This is a genomic window from Mycobacterium sp. NGS61 (genome assembly GCF_059812325.1).
The window spans coordinates 157,559-175,655 of sequence record NZ_JCALCL010000002.1; the positions used below are offsets into that span (position 1 = coordinate 157,559).

Below are 18,097 nucleotides of genomic sequence, written 5' to 3' on the forward strand. Positions count from 1 at the left end.
CCGGGCGCAGAGCCAACGCCCCCGGACGGCTCAGACGAAGCGGAACCACCGCCGCGCCGCCAGCGCCGCCACCGCACCCCACACGGTCAGCACGGCGATCCCGAACCAGTCCACCCGCAAGCTCATGGCCTGCGACAGCGCCTCGGTCAGCGCTCCCGACGGCGTCACCCGCGCCGCCCACTTGATCGCCGTCGGGACCAGGTCCGTCTCGAGTGTCAGGGCACCGAAACCGGCGAAGACGAACCACAACAGGTTGGCCAGCGCCAACACGATCTCGGCGCGCAGCGTCCCGCCGAGCAGCAGACCCAGCGCGGCGAACGCCCAGGTGCCCAGCCCGATCACCACCGCGCCCAGGGCCAGCGCAGCCGGCGCCGGCCGCCAGCCGACCGCAATTCCGATGCCGCCCAAGATGATTGACTGCAGGAACACAGTGAACATCACAGCCAGTGACTTGCCGACGATGATGCCCCAGACCGGCAGCGGGGTGGCCCCCAGCCGCTTCAGGGCGCCGTAGCGGCGGTCGAAGGCCACCGCGATCGCCTGGCCGGTGAACGCGGTGGAGATCACGGCCAGCGCCATGATGGCGGGGGTGAACACCGCGGCACGCGGCTCGCGGAACGACCCGAACGGCAGCAGGCTCAAGCCCACCAGCAGCGTGATCGGGATGAACATGGTCAGCAGCAACTGCTCGCCATTGCGCAGCAGCAGCTTGGCTTCCAGACCGAATTGCGCGGCCAGCATCCGGGATACCGCGCTGGGGCGCGGGTCCGGGGTGAAGGTTCCTGCCGGAAAGCTCATGACCGCAACTTTCTGCCGGTCAGGTCGAGGAACACGTCTTCGAGGCTGCGTTGTTCGACCCGCATGTCGGTGGCCAGCACGTCGATCTGAGCGCACCACGCCGTGATGGTGGCCAGCACCTGCGGACCGACCGGTCCCTCGACCAGGTACTCGCCCGGGGACAACTCGCTGGCCTGGTAGTCCTCCGGCAGCGCCGAGCTCAACAGCGACAGGTCAAGGCGCGGCGGCGCGCTGAACCGCAGCTGGTCTTTGGCGCCGCTGCGCATCAGCTCGGCAGGCGTGCCGGACGCGACCATCGTCCCGTGGTCGATGATCACCAGCCGGTCGGCGAGCTCTTCGGCCTCTTTGAGCTGGTGCGTGGTCAACACCACAGTGACGCCGTCGCGGCGCAGCGCGTCGATCAGTTCCCACACCAGCAGCCGCGCGTGGGCGTCCATCCCGGCGGTGGGCTCGTCGAGGAAGACCAGTTCGGGACGGCCGACCAGGGCGCAGGCCAGCGCGAGCCGCTGCTGCTGGCCGCCGGAGAGCCGCTTGTAGGTGGTGCGGGCCGCTTCGGTCAGGCCCAGGATGTCCAGCAGCCACGTCGGGTCCAGCGGGTCGGCGGCATAGGAGGCCACCAGATCCAGCATTTCCCCGGCGCGCGCCGCCGGGTAGCCGCCGCCGCCCTGCAACATCACGCCGATCCGGGGCCGCAGGCGCGCGTTGTCGGCGATCGGGTCCAATCCGAGGACCTCGATGCTGCCGGCGTCCGGTCGCACGAAGCCCTCGCACATCTCGACGGTGGTGGTCTTACCGGCGCCGTTGGGACCCAGCAGGGCGAAGACTTCGGCGGCATGCACGTCCAGATCGAGGCCGGACACGGCCTGGACGGACCCGTACTGTTTGCGCACCCCGCGCAGCCGCACCACGCATTCGCGGTCGAGGGGGACTGAGCTCACGTGGAATCAGCGTAGGCGTCGGGAGTGGTGGCCGTCGCCGAGGGCTGGATCTCGGTCGCCGGCTCGGCAGGTGCCGGTTCCGGGTTCTCCTCGTCCAGGGGTCGCCACGGCAGCCGGTGATAGGTCAGCGAAATGAGCACCACCACGATGAACGCGCTGGCCAGCGTGGCGTCGACGATCTGGAACAGGGCGAACCGGTCCCCGTTGGCGGTGGGACCGAAGATGCCCACGATCAACGTGATCACGATAGCCGCGGCGCGGAATCCGGTGCGGGTCGCCCATGCGGCCAGCGGAATGATGGCCCAGAGCAGGTACCAGGGTTGCACCACCGGGAACAGCAGCACGGTCAGCCCCAGCGCCACGCCCAGTCCGCCGATCGGGTGTAGCCGGCCGCGGAAGACGGCCAGCAACAGCCAGCAGACCATCACCATGATGATCAGCACGCCGATGGCACGGGTCAGCGACAGTATCGCGGTGGTGTGATCGCCCAGGCCCAGCAGAATGCCCACCTGCCCGGTCCCCAGCGCCAGCAGCGTGGGCGGTGACATCCAGCTGCGCACCACGTTGGCGGTGCCCAGGGTGTAGATCCAGCCGAAACCCAGCCCGCTGGCCGATCCGACGATGCCCATCACCGTCAACGCCAACCCCGCCATGCCGAGGCCGGAGAGCAGCAACGCCTTGATGCTGCCGCCGCAACGGTAGGCCAGCGCGCCGGTGACGAAGCCCAGCGCCAGCAGCGAGGGCAGTTTCACCTGTGACGACAGCACGATCAGGACCGATCCGAACACCAGCATCCCCAGCGGGCGCCAGTCCGGGCCGATCCGCCACGAATGCGGCAGCAGGCGGTCCGAGCCGGTCGAGTCCAGGCCCCGCAACGCGAATTCAGCGCCGGTGAGCATCAGTCCCAGCATCAGCGCCTCGTTGTGGATGCCGGCCACCAGATGCATGAACAGCAGCGGGTTCGCCGCGCCCAGCCAGAGCGCGCTGACTTCGGCCACCCCGCACCGCCGGGCCAGCCGCGGCGTGGCCCACACGATCAGGGCCACCCCCAGCAGCACCACCAGCCGGTGGAACAACACCGCGGCGACGATGTTCTCGCCCGTGATCGAGGAGATGCCGCGCCCGATCCACAGGAACAGCGGACCGTAGGGCGCCGGGGTCTCGCGCCACAGGCTGGGCACCGACAGGGTGAACACGTGGCCCAGGCCTAGGCCGGACGCCGGACCCACCCGGTAGGGGTCCAGGCCGTCCAGCGAGATCTGGCTCTGGGCCAGATACGAGTAGACGTCTTTGCTGTACATCGGGGGAGCGATCAGCAGCGGCAGCATCCACAGCACCAGGGTGCGGTCCAGGTCGCCGCGCGACATCCGCCGCTTGCCCGACGCGAACCGGCCCAGCATCAGCCAGGCCAGTGCCATCATCACCGCGCCGGTGGTGGTCATCGTCAGCGCGACGGTCTGGATGCGCGACGGCAGGTTGAGCAACCGGACGCCGAAGGTCGGGTCCTGCACGACGGGCCGGGCGCCGTCGCCCAGGGCGCCGATCGCCATCAGCACGGTGCCGGTGGCGCCGAAGAGCCGGGTGCGCTTGAGTGCCGCGAATTCGGTGGCGTTGAGTGGCTTTCCCACCGTCTGCTCGTCGCCGTGCAGGGCGGCGATCGACGAGCTCAAGGTGCGGTGGCGGGCTGCCATCTGAGCAGCGTAACGGCAGCTGCTGTTGCTCTCGTCACGTAAGGGCACCCTTGCTGGACCGCCGGCGGGAATTGCGACACACTGGTGTTGTGAAAATCCAATCCGAGCTGGGCGCCGCTGTGTCTGCGGCCGCCCCTGCCGGGGTGCCCGCGGTCAGCGCTGCCGGGTCGGAGGGTCACACCAGGCGCGCGATCGTGCGACTGCTGCTGGAATCCGGGTCCATCACCGCCACCGAGATCAGCGAGCGACTGGGCTTGTCGGCCGCCGGAGTGCGCCGCCACCTCGACGCGCTCATCGACGCCGGCGAGGCCGAGTCCGTGGCCGCCGCGTCCTGGCAGCAGGTGGGTCGGGGGCGGCCGGCCAAGCGTTACCGCCTGACCGCAGCGGGACGCGCCAAGCTCGACCATTCCTATGACGACCTGGCTTCCGCGGCGATTCGGCAGCTCCGCGAAATCGGCGGCGACGCTGCGGTGCAGAAGTTCGCGCGCCGCCGTATCGACGCGCTGTTGTCCGATGTGGCGCCGGCCGACGGCGCCGACGATTCCGCTGTCGAAGCTGCCGCGTCGCGCATTGCGCAGGCGCTGACGCAGGCCGGTTACGTCGCCACCACCACCCGGGTGGGTGGGCCGGTGCAGGGTGTGCAAATCTGCCAGCATCACTGCCCGGTGTCCCACGTGGCCGAGGAATTCCCGGAGTTGTGCGAAGCCGAGCAGCAGGCGATGTCTGAGGTGCTCGGCACCCACGTGCAGTTGTTGGCGACGATCGTCAACGGTGACTGTGCCTGCACCACCCACGTGCCACTCAAACTGGCGCCCAGCCCGCGCCCGACCACCAGCAATGAAGGAGCGTCCTGATGACCCTCGAAGCAGCTAGAGAGCCGCTGACCCAGGAGCAGACGATCGACTCGCTGGGCCGCTACGGCTACGGCTGGGCCGACTCCGACGTCGCCGGCGCCAGTGCGCAGCGCGGCTTGTCCGAGGCGGTGGTGCGCGACATCTCTGCCAAGAAAAGCGAGCCGGAGTGGATGCTGGACATCCGACTGAAGGCGCTGGGAATCTTCGACAAGAAGCCGATGCCGAACTGGGGATCCAACCTTGAAGGCATTGACTTCGACAACATCAAGTACTTTGTGCGCTCCAGCGAGAAGCAGGCCGCGACCTGGGATGATCTGCCCGCCGACATCAAGAACACCTACGACAAGCTGGGCATCCCGGAGGCCGAGAAGCAGCGGCTGGTCTCCGGTGTCGCCGCCCAGTACGAGTCAGAAGTTGTTTACCACTCCATTCGCGAGGACCTCGAAAAGCAGGGCGTCATCTTCCTGGACACCGACACCGCGTTGCGAGAGCACCCGGAGATCTTCAAGAAGTACTTCGGCACGGTGATTCCCGCCGGGGACAACAAGTTCTCCGCGCTGAACACCGCGGTGTGGTCGGGCGGCAGCTTCATCTACGTGCCGCCGGGCGTGCACGTCGACATCCCGCTGCAGGCCTACTTCCGGATCAACACCGAGAACATGGGCCAGTTCGAGCGGACGCTGATCATCGTCGACGAGAACGCTTATGTGCACTACATCGAGGGCTGCACCGCGCCGATCTACAAGTCGGACTCGCTGCACTCCGCGGTGGTGGAAATCATCGTAAAGCCCGGTGGCCGTTGCCGTTACACCACCATCCAGAACTGGTCGAACAACGTCTACAACCTGGTCACCAAGCGCGCCCGCGCCGAAGCCGGCGCCACCATGGAATGGGTCGACGGCAACATCGGATCCAAGGTCACCATGAAGTACCCGGCGGTCTGGATGACCGGTGAGCACGCCAAGGGTGAGGTGCTCTCGATCGCGTTCGCCGGCGAGGACCAGCACCAGGACACCGGCGCCAAGATGCTGCACCTGGCGCCCAACACGTCGAGCAACATCGTGTCCAAGTCGGTGGCCCGCGGCGGCGGTCGTACCTCCTACCGCGGTCTGGTTCAGGTCAACAAGGGTGCGCACGGGTCGCGCTCGTCGGTGAAATGCGATGCGCTGCTGGTGGATACGATCAGCCGCAGCGACACCTACCCCTACGTCGACATCCGTGAAGACGACGTCACGATGGGCCATGAGGCCACCGTCTCCAAGGTCAGCGAGAACCAGCTGTTCTACCTGATGAGCCGCGGCATGACCGAGGACGAGGCGATGGCGATGGTGGTGCGCGGGTTCGTCGAGCCGATCGCCAAGGAACTGCCGATGGAGTACGCGCTGGAGCTCAACCGGCTGATCGAGCTGCAGATGGAGGGTGCGGTCGGATGACGGCCGGCACCGCAGCAGCTGCCCTGAACAAGGGGGAGCTGTTCTCCTCCTTTGATGTCGACGCCTTCGAGGTGCCGCACGGTCGCGACGAGTTGTGGCGGTTCACCCCGCTCAAGCGGCTGCGCGGCCTGCACGACGGCTCCGCGCAAGCCACCGGCAGCGCGCAACTTGCCGTCACCGAACACGACGGCGTGACCACCGAGAAAGTGCGCCGCGGCGACGAACGCCTCGGTCAGGGCGGTGTCCCCGCTGACCGGGTTGCGGCGCAGGCGTTTTCGTCGTTTAACTCCGCCACGCTGGTCACCGTCGGCCGTGACCGACAGATCGCCGAACCGATCAACATCACCGTCGCGGGTCCCGGTGCGGGCGCCACCGCCTATGGGCACCTGCAAATCCGTGTCGAGGAACTCGGCGAGGCCGTCGTCGTCATCGATCACCGGGGCAGCGGAACCTACGCCGACAACGTGGAATTCGTCGTCGCGGACGCCGCCCGGCTCACCGTCATCTGGATCGCCGACTGGGCCGACGACGTGGTGCACCTCAGCGCCCACCACGGCAGGCTCGGCAAGGACGCGGTGCTCAAACACGCCACCGTCACGCTGGGCGGTGAGGTGGTGCGGATGTCGGCCACTGTGCGTTTCGCCGCTCCCGGTGGCGACGCGGACCTGTTGGGTCTGTACTTCGCCGACGACGGTCAGCACCTCGAGTCGCGGCTGCTGGTCGACCACGCTCAGCCCGACTGCAAGTCCAACGTGCTGTACAAGGGTGCGCTGCAAGGAGATCCGTCGTCCAAGCGACCCGACGCGCGCACCGTCTGGATCGGCGACGTGCTGATCCGCGCCGAGGCCACCGGCACCAACACCTTCGAGATGAACCGCAACCTGGTGCTCACCGACGGCGCCCGCGCGGACTCGGTACCCAACCTGGAGATCGAGACCGGTGAGATCGCTGGGGCCGGACACGCCAGCGCCACTGGACGTTTCGACGACGAGCAACTGTTCTACCTGCGCTCCCGCGGCATCCCCGAGGAGCAGGCCCGCCGGTTGGTGATCCGCGGATTCTTCGGTGAGATCATCGCCAAGATCGCGGTGCCCGAGCTACGGGAACGCCTCACCGCAGCCATCGAACACGAACTGGAAATCACGGAGAAGAACACAGCCTCATGACCACTCTGGAGATCAAAGACCTGCACGTCAGCGTCGAAAACAAAGATGCCGCGGCTGGGGAGCGCGAGATCCCCATCCTCAAGGGCGTCGATCTGACCGTGCAGTCCGGTGAGACACATGCGCTGATGGGCCCCAACGGCTCCGGTAAGTCGACGCTGTCCTACGCCATCGCCGGCCACCCCAAATACCTTGTCACGTCCGGATCCATCACCCTGGACGGCGCGGACGTGCTGGCGATGAGCGTCGACGAACGTGCGCGGGCCGGGCTGTTCCTGGCGATGCAGTACCCGGTCGAGGTGCCCGGTGTCTCGGTGTCGAACTTCCTGCGTACGGCCGCCACCGCCATCCGCGGCGAGGCGCCCAAGCTGCGGCACTGGGTCAAAGAGGTCAAAACCGCGATGGCCGCCCTGGAGGTTGACCCGGCCTTCGCCGAGCGCAGCGTCAACGAGGGTTTCTCCGGCGGCGAGAAGAAGCGCCACGAGATCCTGCAGCTCGAGCTGCTCAAGCCCAAGATCGCCATCCTGGACGAGACCGACTCCGGCCTGGACGTCGACGCGCTGCGGGTGGTGAGCGACGGCGTGAACCGCTACGCGCAGGCCGAGCACGGCGGCGTCCTGCTGATCACGCACTACACCCGCATCCTGCGCTACATCCGGCCGGAATATGTGCACGTGTTCGTCGGCGGTCGCATCGCGGAATCGGGCGGGCCGGAGCTGGCCGACGAACTCGAGCAGAACGGTTACGAGCGCTTTCAGCAAGCAGCACCCACCGGGGCCTAACATGCTGGACCTGACGGCCATCCGCGCCGATTTCCCCATCCTCAAGCGCATCATGCGCGGCGGAAATCAGTTGGCGTACCTGGATTCCGGCGCTACCTCGCAGCGGCCGTTGCAAGTCCTCGACGCCGAGCGCGAGTTTCTGCTGACCGCCAACGGCGGCGTGCACCGGGGTGCGCATCAGTTGATGGAAGAGGCCACCGACGCCTACGAGCAGGGTCGGGCCGACATTGCGGGCTTCGTCGGTGCCGACCCCGACGAACTGGTGTTCACCAAGAACGCCACCGAATCGCTCAACCTGGTGTCATATGTGCTGGGGGACAGCCGGTTCGAGCGTGCGGTAGGGCCGGGCGACGTGATCGTCACCACCGAACTCGAACACCACGCCAACCTGATCCCCTGGCAGGAGTTGGCCCGCCGGACCGGAGCCACGCTCAAGTGGTACGGCGTGACCAACGACGGCCGCATCGACCTGGACTCGTTGCAGCTCGACGAACGCGTCAAAGTCGTTGCCTTCAGCCATCATTCCAACGTCACCGGTGCCTTGGCGCCGGTCGCCGAACTGGTCGCCCGCGCCGGCGCGGTGGGCGCGCTGACCGTCCTGGACGCCTGCCAGTCGGTACCGCACCAGCCGGTCGACTTCCACGCGGACGGCGTCGACTTCGCCGCCTTCTCCGGACATAAGATGCTGGGGCCCAACGGAATCGGCGTGCTGTACGGCCGGCGTGAACTGCTGGCCGCCATGCCCCCGTTCCTCACCGGCGGTTCGATGATCGAGTCGGTCACCATGACGGCCTCCAGCTACGCGCCCGCCCCGCAGCGCTTCGAGGCGGGCACACCGATGACCTCACAGGTGGTCGGCTTGGCCGCGGCCGCACGCTATCTCCAGGCCATCGGGATGGACGCTGTCGAGTCCCACGAACGCGAACTGGTTGCCCAGGCCATCGACGGCCTGTCCCGCATCGACGGCGTCCGCATCGTCGGTCCGACATCCATGCAGGACCGCGGGTCGCCGGTCTCGTTCGTCGTCGACGGCGTGCACGCCCACGACGTGGGTCAGGTGCTTGACGACGACGGTGTGGCGGTCCGGGTCGGACACCACTGCGCGCTGCCGTTGCACCGCAGGTTCGGTCTGGCCGCCACCGCCCGCGCATCGTTCGCCGTGTACAACACCGCCGAGGAGGTCGACCGGCTGGTAGCGGGCGTGCGACGGTCCGTGGATTTCTTTGGGAGAGACTGACTTTGCGTCTCGAGCAGATGTACCAGGACGTGATCCTGGACCACTACAAGCATCCGCACCACCGCGGACTGCGCGAACCGTTCGGCGCCGAGGTGTTCCACGTCAACCCGGTGTGCGGCGACGAGGTGACGCTGCGGGTGGCGCTGTCCGAGGACGGCGAGACCGTCGCCGACATCTCCTATGACGGGCAGGGCTGTTCGATCAGCCAGGCGGCGACCTCGGTGCTGACCGATCAGGTGATCGGGCAGAGCGTGCCGCAGGCGCTGCAGACCGTCGACGCGTTCAGCGCGATGGTGTCGTCGCGGGGCAATGTGCAGGGCGATGAGGATGTGCTGGGCGACGGAGTAGCGTTTGCAGGGGTGGCCAAGTATCCGGCGCGGGTCAAATGCGCGTTGCTCGGCTGGATGGCGTTCAAAGATGCGCTCGCGCAGGCCCACGCAGCTTTCGAGGAGGTCGACAGATGAGCGAAACCGCACTGCCCGGTAGCGAGAACAGCGCACCCGACGAGGAACTGCTCGCCGAGATGGAAGAGGCGATGCGCGACGTCGTCGACCCGGAGCTGGGCATCAACGTCGTCGACCTGGGCTTGGTATACGGCCTCAACCTGGAAGAGGGCGAAGAAGGCACGATCGCTCTGGTCGACATGACGCTGACGTCGGCGGCCTGCCCGCTGACCGATGTGATCGAGGACCAGTCGCGCTCGGCGTTGATCGGCAGCGGGTTGGTCGACGAGTTGCGCATTAACTGGGTCTGGAATCCGCCGTGGGGTCCGGACAAGATCACCGAAGACGGCCGCGAGCAACTCCGGGCGCTGGGTTTCACCGTCTGATTCAGCGGCGGTGTGGTTGGCCGCCCTCCGGGCGGACAGCCGCACGGTGTCGTGTCATTGGCCAGCCGGAACCCCGAGGGCCAGCAGGGCGACGTCGTCTTCGACGCCACGGCCGAGGTCGGTCAGCAATCCTTGCAATGCGGCCAAGAGGTCCGCGGCCGTCGACGGAGCGTGCGCTTGCGCGAACCGCAGCAACGCGCCGTCGTCGTCGTACCGTTCACGGCCCCGTCCGGTGCGGGCCTCGGTCAGCCCGTCGGAGTAGAGCAGCAACGTGTCGCCGGCGACCAGACGTAGCCGGGTGGCCACGAAGTCCGGTCTGGCCAGGATGCCCACGGGTTGGCCGCCCGCGGTGGAGACTTCCCGGACCTCGCCGGCCGAACCGAGCAACAGGGCAGGTGGATGCCCACCGCTGGCCAGATGAACGTCAATGCCGGACGGGGAGGGGCGAAGGGTCCCGACGATGACGGTGGCGAAGGTGTGTGCATCGCGGGGAGCGCGCTGTTTGAGAACCTTGTCCACGGTGTGCAGCACCGACACCGGGTCGGCGGTGGACATCACCGCCGCAGCCCGCAGGGTGTACCGGGTCAGCGAGGTCACCGCGGCCGCTGCCGCACCCTTGCCGGCGACGTCGCCCAGGAAAAACCCCCAGGTGTCGCCCGCCAGGGGGAACAGGTCATAGAAGTCGCCGCCGACCTCGCCGGTAGCGGCGTGATAGTGGGCGATGGCCTGCACGGACGGCGGCGGGGACAAAGACGGCGGGAGCAGCGACCGCTGCAAGGTGGCGGCCAGCAGTTCCGCGCGGGCCTGCTCGGCCTCCGCGCGGCGCCGTTCGTCCAGCAGTTCGCGTTCATAGGAGCGCCGCTTGCGCGCATCGTGGATCGCCATCCGGATGAGTTGCGGCGATCCTTTGGCGTTTGCTGTGATCAACACCGGCAGCCGGGTCGCGTCGGCTCGCACCAGGTCGATCGCCATCTCGGCGACGCTGAGATTGACCTGGAGCAGCGGTGCGAAATGGGTCTCGTAATGGATGCGGGCGCCGGCGCTGAACAGCTCGGTGAACTGCCGGCCGACCAGCTCGTTCGGCGAGTACCCGAGCCAGTCGGCCAGCACGGCATTGACCGCGGTGATGCGCCGGTCGGTGGTCGCGCACAGCAGACCGCAGGGCGCGTTGTCGAAGAAGTCTTCGGGTTGGAAATCTGTCACTGAGCAAACGCTGCGATTTGGGCGGCGGTGGCCTCGGGTGCGCTCAGCTGCGGGCAGTGCCCGGTCGTGTCCAGGGTGACCAGGGTGCTGCCGGCAATGTGTTCAGCGACGTACGCGCCGACACCGGTGGGGGCGATGGCGTCCTCGGCGCATTCCAGCACCAGCGTAGGTAGTGACACCCGGGACAGGTCCGCGCGGTTGTCGGAAAGAAAAGTCGTGCGCGCGAACACTTTTGCGCACGCAGGGTCGGTGCGGCAGAAGGTCTCGGCGAGTTCCTCGGACAGTTCGGGGCGGTCCGGGTTGCCCACGATGGTCGGGGCGATCGCGTGCGACCAGCCCAGGTAGTTGCTGTCCAGCGAGTCGAGCAGATCGTCGATGTCGGCGCGGGTGAATCCGCCGCGGTAGTCGGCGTCGTCGATGTAGCAGGGTGACGGCGTCACCAGCACCAGCTTGGCAAACGCGTCGGGACGCTCGGCGGCGGCCAGCACACCCATCATCGCGGCAACCGAGTGGCCGACGAAGACCGGATCGCGCAACTGCAGCTGGTCGACGAGCTCGAGGATATCCGTCGCGTAACCGTCCAGGCTGGCGTAACGCTGCGGATCCCACGCCGAAGGGTCAGCACCGCCCGAGCCGACGTGGTCGAACAGCACGACGCGGAAATGCCGGCTCAACGGCGCGGTGACGCGGCGCCACATCTCCTGGTCGCAGCCGAATCCGTGCGCCAGCATGAGCGTCGGCGCCTCCTCGGGGCCGAGGAAGTGCACATTGTTCCGGACACGGACATCCATGCCGTAATAATCGCACGTCCGCCCGCGGTCGGTCCGTGCGTCAGAACGCCTCTTCGGGCATCCGCATGATGTCGTCGTCGGTGTTCTCGATGACGCTGCGCAACCCGGCCAGTTTGGGCAGCACGTTCTTGGCGAAGAAGCCCGAAACCGCGACTTTGCCCTGATAGAAGGCCTGGTCGCCGGGTGACGGATCGCCGGCCAATGCCGCCTGGGCCACGCCGGCCTGGACCAGCAGCCGCCAGCCGATCAGCAGGTCACCGACGGCGAGCAGGTAGCGCACCGATCCCAGGCCGACCTTGTAGATGTCGGTGGGGTGCTGGGCGGCCGACATCAGGTATCCCATCAACGCGGTCGTCATGCCGGTGACGTCGTCCAGCGCGGCCTGCAGCAGTTCGGCCTGATCTTTGAGCGACTCGTCGATGTTCTCGATGGTTGTGTTGATCTGGTTCGTCAGGTGGGTCAGCGACTGGCCGTGGTCGCGAACGATCTTGCGGAAGAAGAAATCCATCGCCTGGATCGCCGTGGTGCCCTCGTAGAGTGAGTCGATCTTGGAGTCCCGGATGTACTGCTCGATGGGGTAGTCCTGCAGGAATCCCGAACCGCCCAGTGTCTGCAGGGATTCCGTCAAGATCTCGTATGCCCGCTCGGAGCCCACACCCTTGACGATCGGCAGCAGCAAGTCGTCGACGCGATGCGCCATGTCGTGATCTGCTCCCGAAACATGTTGTGCGACATCGTCATCCTGATGTGCAGCGGCATAGAGGTACAGCGCGCGCAGCCCTTCGGCGTAAGCCTTCTGGGTCATCAGGCTGCGCCGCACGTCGGGGTGGTGCATGATCGTGACCCGCGGCGCGGTCTTGTCGGTCATCTGGGTGAGGTCGGCGCCCTGCACCCGTTCCTTGGCGTAGGCCAGCGCGTTGAGGTAGCCCGTGGACAAGGTGCCGGAAGACTTGACGCCGATCGTCATTCGGGCGTGCTCGATCACAGTGAACATCTGCGCGATGCCGTTGTGCACGCCGCCGACCAGGTAGCCGACCGCGGGGACGTCGGTGGCGCCGAACGTCAGCTCGCAGGTCGGCGAGGTCTTGAGCCCCATCTTGTGCTCGAGGTTGGTGACGTACACGCCGTTGCGTTCGCCGAGTTCACCGGTCTCCGAGTCGAACAGATAGTTGGGGACGTAGAACAGGCTCAACCCTTTGGTGCCGGGGCCGGCGCCCTCGGGCCGGGCGAGCACCAGATGGAAGATGTTCTCCGTGGTGGCGCCGACGTCGCCGCCGGAGATGAACCGCTTGACGCCCTCGATGTGCCAGGTGCCGTCGGGCTGCTCGACGGCCTTGGTGCGCCCCGCGCCTACATCGGAGCCGGCGTCAGGCTCGGTGAGCACCATGGTGGCCTGCCAGCCGCGCTCGATTCCCAGTGCGGCCCAATGCTTTTGCTCCTCGTTGCCTTCTAGGAAGAGGGGTTGGGACAACACCGGGCCGAAGTTCAGGAAGGACACCGACGGGTTCGCGCAGTAGATCATCTCGTTGACGGCCCAGGTCAGCGGCGGAGGTGCGGCCATGCCGCCGATCTCCTCGGCCAGGCCGAGCCGCCACCACTCGGCGTCTTTGATGGCCTGCAACGTCTTGACCACCTCGGGCGGGATGCTGATGCTGTGCGTGGCCGGGTCGAACACCGGGGGGTTGCGGTCGGCGAACGCGAAGGTTTCGGCGAGCGGCCCCTCGGCCAGGCGTGCCGCCTCGGCCAGGATGGTGTGCGCGGTGTCGAGGTCGAGATCGGCGTACCGCCCGGCACCGAGCACCGCCCCGATGTCGAGAACCTCGAACAGGTTGAACTCGAGATCCCGAACGTTGGCGATGTAGTGCCCCACTGCGGTTCCTTCCACTCAGACCGGTGGGTCTCAAGTGTGTCCGACGTCGGAAAACGTACGCAACCGTAAGTACGGGGTACTAACCGTTGGCGCCGTTCTGGCCGAAGAGCAGGCCGCGGGTGCCGCCCAGGCCGTCAGTGGAACCGACGGCCGTGCCGGTACCGCCGGCGCCACCGTTGCCGAACAGCAGCGCGTTTCCTCCGTTGCCGCCGTTGCCGGGCGGGAATGCCCCGCCGTCGCCACCCTCGCCGCCGTTACCGATCAAGCCGGACTGGCCGCCGGGGCCGCCGCTGGCGTTGGACACGAGCCCGCCGCCGCTGCCGCCGCCGCCACCGTTGCCGATGAAGAATCCGCCGGCACCGCCGGCGCCACCGATTCCCGCGGAGGTGGCTGTCCCGCCGACCCCACCATCGCCGAACAGCCAGGCGCGACCGCCGGCGCCACCACCGAAGAATCCGGTACCTCCGGCGCCGCCCCCGCCGTAAAGCAGTCCACCGTTTCCGCCGGCGCCGCCGACCGCGGCCGTACCACTGGCGCCGCCGGCACCCCCGAACCCGAGCAACCCGGCGGATCCCCCTCTGCCGCCGGCTTGTCCCGGGGCGACACCGGCACCGCCGGCACCGCCGTTCCCGAAGAAGATCCCACCGTCCTCACCGGCCATGCCGGCTGCGCCGGTGCGGCCGTCGCCGAAGAACGGCCGGTTGAACAGCGCGCGGCTGGGCGCGTTGATCAGGTCGAGCACCGGCTGCAACGGCCCGAGGTTGGTGGCTTCGGCGGTGGCGTACGCACCCGCGTTGCGGGCCAGGGTTTGCACGAACTGTGCGTGAAATGCGCTGGCCTGCGCGCTGATTGACTGATAGGTCTGGGCGTGCGACCCGAAGACCGCCGCCACCGCCCGAGACACCTCGTCGGCCCCGGCAGCCAGCGCGTTCGAGGTTCGTGCTGCCGCCGCCGCGTTGGCGTCGTTGAGTAGCGAGCCGACCCGGGCCAGATCGCCCGCCGCCTGCGAAACGAACTCGGTGTTAGCGACCACGTACGACATTTCGCACCTCCACATTGAGACAGCGACCTACGAAGCTTAACGCTGTTCGGCACCGATGGATCCAACTTTTTCCGGATCGAATTCAGCGGGACCTGCGCGGGTCACCGGACTTCATCACACCGTCGTTTTCATTTGTGGCAGAAGCCAATTCATTGACATACCGCAACGGAACCGAGACCTGGGCGGATCCCTGCGTCAATACACTCGGTGCATCCAGCCCAACTTTGTCCCCGCGAGGCCGCCGCAATGACCGTGTCCGCAGTCGAAGCGCCCGCTGCGGCGGCCGCCGAGCGTGGCCCGACGGTAGGCCCGTTGTGTTGGCCCGCGGCGCTGTGGTCGGTGATGTCCGTGCGCTGGGCGGCGGTGGCGCTGCTGCTCTTCGCGGCCGGCTTCGCGGCACAGCTCAGCGGTGCGCCGCAGGGTATCTGGTGGTCGTTGTACCTGGCGTGCTATCTCGCCGGCGGCTGGGGATCGGCGTGGGCCGGGGCGCAGGCGTTGCGTCACCGGGAGCTCGACGTCGACCTGTTGATGATCGTTGCCGCGGTGGGCGCGGTGGCCATCGGGCAGATCTTCGACGGCGCGCTGCTGATCGTGATTTTCGCGACCTCGGGGGCGCTCGACGAGGTCGCCACCAAGCACACGGCGGACTCGGTCAAGGGATTACTGAACCTGGCGCCCGACCGGGCTGTGGTGGTCGACGGGCACGGCAACGAACAGACAGTGCCGGCCGGCGAACTGGTGGTCGGTGACCGGGTGGTGGTGCGGCCGGGAGAGCGCATCCCGGCCGACGGGGCGGTGCTGGCCGGCGCATCCGAGGTCGACCAGTGCTCCATCACGGGTGAGTCCATGCCGGCCGCCAAGTCGGCGGGCGATGAGGTGTTCGCCGGTACGGTCAACGGATCCGGGGTGTTGCACGTCGTCGTCACGCGCGACCCGTCGCACAGTGCGGTGGCCCGCATCGTCGAGCTGGTAGCAGCGGCGTCGGCGACGAAGGCGAAAACCCAACTGTTCGTGGAGAAGATCGAGCGGCGCTACTCGGTGGGCGTGGTGGGTGCCACCCTCGCCCTGATCGTGATCCCACTGTTGATCGGCCTGCCACTGCAGTCAGTTCTGTTGCGCGCCATGACTTTCATGATCGTGGCCTCACCGTGCGCGGTGGTCTTGGCCACCATGCCGCCGTTGCTGTCCGCGGTCGCCAACGCCGGTCGGCACGGTGTCCTGGTCAAGTCCGCGCTGGTCATGGAACATCTCGCCGACATCAGCGTCGTCGCGCTGGACAAGACCGGCACGCTGACCTGTGGGACACCGCAATTGAGTACCGTCGAGGTGTTGCGGCCGGAGCTGGCGGACGCGCGCCGAATACTCGAATTAGCTTCCGGCGCAGAGCAATTCAGTGAGCACCCGCTGGGTCGCGCGATCGTCACGGCAGCCCGCCGTCGTGGGGTCGCCATCGCGGCGGCCGAGGACTTCCGCGCCCTGCCCGGCCGCGGGGTGCGGGCGACCGTGGACGGTGCTTTCGTCGAAGTGTGCAGTCCGGACAGCTATCGGGGGGAACCGCCGGCCGCGCTGGCGGCGATGTTGGCGGATGGTGCCACGGCGGCCGTCGTCGTCGTCAACGGAGTGGCGGTCGGGTTGCTCGGACTCACCGACCAGATTCGCGGCGACGCCGCGGTGTCGGTGGCTGCGCTGAGCGCGTTGACCACGACGCCACCGGTCTTGCTGACCGGCGACAACGTGCCCGCGGCGCGACGGGTGGGCCGGGCCGCCGGCATCACCGACGTGCGCGCGGCCATGCTGCCCGACCAGAAGGCGGCGGCAGTCCGCGCGCTACAGGGCGCGGGGCACCGGGTGCTCGTCGTCGGCGACGGGGTCAACGACGCGCCCGCCATGGCCGCGGCGTGCGCGTCGGTGGCGATGGGCGCCGGGGCCGACCTCACGCTGCAGACCGCCGACGGGGTGACGGTCCGCGACGAACTGCACACCATTCCGACGATCATCGGGCTGGCCCGGCACGCCCGCCGGGTGGTGGCGGTGAACCTCGCGGCCGCCGGCAGTCTCATCGCGGTGCTGGTGCTGTGGGATCTGTTCGGGCAGCTCCCGCTGCCGCTCGGGGTCGCCTGCCACGAAGGTTCCACGCTGCTGGTCGCCCTGAACGGACTGCGCCTGTTGACCGACCGGGCGTGGCGGGCCGCCGCGTCGGGTTGCGGCCCGGCAGCCCCGCCGGGAACAAAGACCGTGGTCGCGGCGTTACCGCTGACGTGACTACCCAAGACCTCACCGCTACACAGTTCAACGACACGATCGCCGGCAACGAGATGGTGCTCGTCGACTTCTGGGCGTCCTGGTGCGGCCCGTGCCGGGCCTTCGCGCCGACGTTCAAGGCGGCCTCCGACAAGCACCCCGATGTGGTGTTCGCCAAGGTCGACACCGAAGCCGAGCAAGAGCTGGCCGCGGCGGCCCAGATCCGGTCCATCCCCACGCTGATGGCGTTCAAGAACGGCCAACTGCTGTTTAACCAGGCGGGCGCCCTGCCGCCGGCCGCGCTGGAAGACCTGATCCAGCAACTGAAGGGCTACGAGGCTGCGGAGGCTGAAGTAACCGAGGTCTAGACCCGGCAGCCCGCGGGCGCTCTGCGATACCGTGCACAGGTGAGTCTGGTCCTCCTGGAACACCCGCGGCCCGAGATCGCCCTGATCACCCTGAACCGTCCCGAGCGAATGAACTCGATGGCCTTCGACGTCATGGTTCCGCTGCGGGAGGCCCTTGAAGAGGTCGGCACCGACAACTCGGTGCGGGTGGTGGTGCTCACCGGCGCGGGCAAGGGCTTCTCGTCGGGGGCGGATCACAAGTCCGCGGGCTCGGTTCCGCACGTCGATGGCCTGACCCGCCCGACGTATGCGCTGCGGTCCATGGAGATCCTCGACGACGTCATCCTCAAGCTGCGCCGCCTGCATCAACCGGTGATCGCCGCGGTGAACGGCGCGGCCATCGGCGGCGGACTGTGTCTGGCCCTGGCCGCCGATGTGCGGGTGGCCTCTACCACCGCATACTTCCGGGCGGCGGGCATCAACAACGGCCTGACCGCCAGCGAACTCGGCCTCAGTTACCTGCTGCCCAGGGCCATCGGGTCGTCGCGGGCCTTCGAGATCATGCTGACCGGCCGTGACATCTCCGCCGAGGAGGCCGAACGGATCGGATTGGTGTCCTGCCAGGTGCCGCCCACCCAGCTGCTGGACACCTGTTATGCGATCGCGGCGCGCATGGCGGCGTTCTCGCGTCCGGGTATCGAGTTGACCAAACGCACACTTTGGAGTGGACTGGACGCCGGTAGTCTCGAGGGACACATGCAGGCCGAGGGCCTGGGACAGCTTTTCGTCCGTCTACTCACCTCCAACTTCGAAGAAGCGGTTGCCGCACGCGCGGAGAGACGGCCGGCGGTGTTCACCGACGAAAAATAGGGAGCAGA

General features: G+C 67.8%; 16 protein-coding genes and 1 pseudogene. 10 read left to right on the forward strand and 7 right to left on the reverse strand.

The window, feature by feature from the left end; translation table 11 throughout:
- Positions 1-30 precede the first annotated feature (30 nt).
- The 3 genes from AC5Y3Z_RS05540 to mptB are packed head-to-tail and all read right to left on the reverse strand — an operon-like array spanning position 31 to position 3,427.
- The gene (locus tag AC5Y3Z_RS05540; protein WP_463825069.1) at positions 31-798 is read right to left on the reverse strand and encodes an ABC transporter permease; all 768 of its coding nucleotides are present in this window, start codon (positions 796-798) and stop codon (positions 31-33) included.
- The gene (locus AC5Y3Z_RS05545; protein WP_463825070.1) at positions 795-1,736 is read right to left on the reverse strand and encodes an ABC transporter ATP-binding protein; all 942 of its coding nucleotides are present in this window, start codon (positions 1,734-1,736) and stop codon (positions 795-797) included. Before AC5Y3Z_RS05545 ends, AC5Y3Z_RS05540 begins: the two co-directional genes overlap by 4 nt.
- Positions 1,733-3,427, reverse strand: coding sequence for a polyprenol phosphomannose-dependent alpha 1,6 mannosyltransferase MptB (gene mptB / locus AC5Y3Z_RS05550; protein WP_473139589.1), 1,695 nt, complete (start codon positions 3,425-3,427; stop codon positions 1,733-1,735). The genes AC5Y3Z_RS05545 and mptB overlap by 4 nt, the downstream gene beginning before the upstream one ends.
- On the opposite strand from mptB, the gene AC5Y3Z_RS05555 reads away from it, so the two are divergent.
- From AC5Y3Z_RS05555 to AC5Y3Z_RS05585, 7 genes and pseudogenes are all read left to right on the forward strand, one after another.
- Positions 3,421-4,281 carry a helix-turn-helix transcriptional regulator gene (locus AC5Y3Z_RS05555; RefSeq protein WP_473139672.1) on the forward strand — a complete coding sequence of 287 codons (861 nt, stop codon included), beginning with the start codon at positions 3,421-3,423 and terminating at the stop codon, positions 4,279-4,281. The genes mptB and AC5Y3Z_RS05555 overlap by 7 nt on opposite strands.
- A complete protein-coding gene (gene sufB, locus AC5Y3Z_RS05560) occupies positions 4,281-5,714 on the forward strand; it encodes a Fe-S cluster assembly protein SufB (RefSeq protein ID WP_463825072.1) in 1,434 nt (477 codons plus the stop codon). Before AC5Y3Z_RS05555 ends, sufB begins: the two co-directional genes overlap by 1 nt.
- The gene (gene sufD / locus AC5Y3Z_RS05565; protein ID WP_473139590.1) at positions 5,711-6,880 is read left to right on the forward strand and encodes a Fe-S cluster assembly protein SufD; all 1,170 of its coding nucleotides are present in this window, start codon (positions 5,711-5,713) and stop codon (positions 6,878-6,880) included. Before sufB ends, sufD begins: the two co-directional genes overlap by 4 nt.
- Complete coding sequence (gene sufC, locus AC5Y3Z_RS05570; protein ID WP_463825074.1) at positions 6,877-7,659, forward strand: Fe-S cluster assembly ATPase SufC; 783 nt, start codon at positions 6,877-6,879, stop codon at positions 7,657-7,659. The genes sufD and sufC overlap by 4 nt, the downstream gene beginning before the upstream one ends.
- Before the next feature lies 1 nt (position 7,660).
- Positions 7,661-8,896, forward strand: coding sequence for a cysteine desulfurase (locus AC5Y3Z_RS05575; RefSeq protein ID WP_463825075.1), 1,236 nt, complete (start codon positions 7,661-7,663; stop codon positions 8,894-8,896).
- Positions 8,893-9,382: pseudogene (gene sufU, locus AC5Y3Z_RS05580) on the forward strand (Fe-S cluster assembly sulfur transfer protein SufU). The gene AC5Y3Z_RS05575 and the pseudogene sufU overlap by 4 nt, the downstream one beginning before the upstream one ends.
- Positions 9,357-9,725 carry a metal-sulfur cluster assembly factor gene (locus tag AC5Y3Z_RS05585; protein WP_463825076.1) on the forward strand — a complete coding sequence of 123 codons (369 nt, stop codon included), beginning with the start codon at positions 9,357-9,359 and terminating at the stop codon, positions 9,723-9,725. Before sufU ends, AC5Y3Z_RS05585 begins: the two are co-directional and overlap by 26 nt.
- Before the next feature lie 54 nt (positions 9,726-9,779).
- Here the strand turns inward: AC5Y3Z_RS05585 and AC5Y3Z_RS05590 are convergent, their stop codons facing one another.
- The 4 genes from AC5Y3Z_RS05590 to AC5Y3Z_RS05605 form a co-directional block, all read right to left on the reverse strand.
- The gene (locus AC5Y3Z_RS05590) at positions 9,780-10,928 is read right to left on the reverse strand and encodes a PP2C family protein-serine/threonine phosphatase (RefSeq protein WP_473139591.1); all 1,149 of its coding nucleotides are present in this window, start codon (positions 10,926-10,928) and stop codon (positions 9,780-9,782) included.
- The gene (locus AC5Y3Z_RS05595) at positions 10,925-11,719 is read right to left on the reverse strand and encodes an alpha/beta fold hydrolase (RefSeq protein WP_463825078.1); all 795 of its coding nucleotides are present in this window, start codon (positions 11,717-11,719) and stop codon (positions 10,925-10,927) included. The genes AC5Y3Z_RS05590 and AC5Y3Z_RS05595 overlap by 4 nt, the downstream gene beginning before the upstream one ends.
- A gap of 40 nt (positions 11,720-11,759) precedes the next feature.
- Positions 11,760-13,589 (reverse strand): acyl-CoA dehydrogenase, encoded by a 1,830-nt coding sequence (locus AC5Y3Z_RS05600; protein ID WP_473139592.1) that lies wholly within the window; start codon positions 13,587-13,589, stop codon positions 11,760-11,762.
- Positions 13,590-13,668: 79 nt separating this feature from the next.
- Positions 13,669-14,631 carry a PE family protein gene (locus tag AC5Y3Z_RS05605; RefSeq protein ID WP_473139593.1) on the reverse strand — a complete coding sequence of 321 codons (963 nt, stop codon included), beginning with the start codon at positions 14,629-14,631 and terminating at the stop codon, positions 13,669-13,671.
- A 246-nt stretch (positions 14,632-14,877) separates the two neighbouring features.
- On the opposite strand from AC5Y3Z_RS05605, the gene AC5Y3Z_RS05610 reads away from it, so the two are divergent.
- From AC5Y3Z_RS05610 to AC5Y3Z_RS05620, 3 genes are read left to right on the forward strand one after another with little or no spacing between them, the layout of a single operon-like run.
- Complete coding sequence (locus AC5Y3Z_RS05610) at positions 14,878-16,893, forward strand: heavy metal translocating P-type ATPase (RefSeq protein WP_473139594.1); 2,016 nt, start codon at positions 14,878-14,880, stop codon at positions 16,891-16,893.
- On the forward strand, positions 16,890-17,240 hold the full coding sequence (trxA, locus tag AC5Y3Z_RS05615; protein WP_473139595.1) for a thioredoxin: 351 nt from the start codon (positions 16,890-16,892) through the stop codon (positions 17,238-17,240). The genes AC5Y3Z_RS05610 and trxA overlap by 4 nt, the downstream gene beginning before the upstream one ends.
- A gap of 21 nt (positions 17,241-17,261) precedes the next feature.
- Positions 17,262-18,089: an enoyl-CoA hydratase gene (locus tag AC5Y3Z_RS05620; RefSeq protein WP_473139673.1), complete on the forward strand. Its 828-nt coding sequence runs from the start codon at positions 17,262-17,264 to the stop codon at positions 18,087-18,089.
- Positions 18,090-18,097 lie beyond the last annotated feature (8 nt).